The organism is Brevundimonas sp. CURTG3B2_SDJG, assembly GCF_057364705.1.
This window is the reverse complement of the sequence record NZ_JBNFOJ010000595.1, coordinates 1-555: the sequence shown is the minus strand read 5'-3', so window position 1 is coordinate 555 and position 555 is coordinate 1. Positions and strand designations below refer to the sequence as shown.

Here is a 555-nt window from a genome sequence, read left to right as displayed (position 1 = left end):
GGCCGTGTAGGCGCCGACCCCGGCAGGGCCAGCAGGCCCTCTTCCGTGTCCGAAAGACGGCCGTCGTGGTCCCGCGCGACGGCGCGGGCGCAGGCCAGCAGGTTCCGGGCGCGGGCGTAATAGCCCAGCCCCGCCCAGGCGGCCATCAGTTCGCCGTCCTCGACCGCCGCCAGGTCACGGACGGTCGGCCAGCGGGCGGCGAAGCCGAGAAAATAGGGCGTCGCATGCGGCGTGGTGGTCTGCTGCAGCATCACCTCGGACAGCCAGACCCGGTAGGGGTCGGGACGGGCGGCCGATCCGGGCGGCGACCGCCACGCCAGCAGGCGCGCATGGCCGTCGTACCAGTCCAGCAGGGCGGAACGGAGGACGGGAACGTCTGCGGGGACGGAAGGCATCGGTCCCGATATAGACCGGAAACGCGAGCCCTGGCGCCCTGACCGTTCGCCGGGACGGCGGGCCGCGATCGCGCTATACCTCGCGCATGCGCCGTCCGCTGCCCACAGACGCCGAAGCCCGCGAGATCCTGTCGCGCCGCCGCACGCGCCCGGCTCCGCG

General features: G+C 74.1%; 1 pseudogene. It reads right to left on the bottom strand.

The features are described from left to right. Positions 1-395 (bottom strand): annotated as a pseudogene (locus AC2W7C_RS18865) (A/G-specific adenine glycosylase); the annotation flags it as partial. Between the last annotated feature and the right edge of the window lie 160 nt (positions 396-555).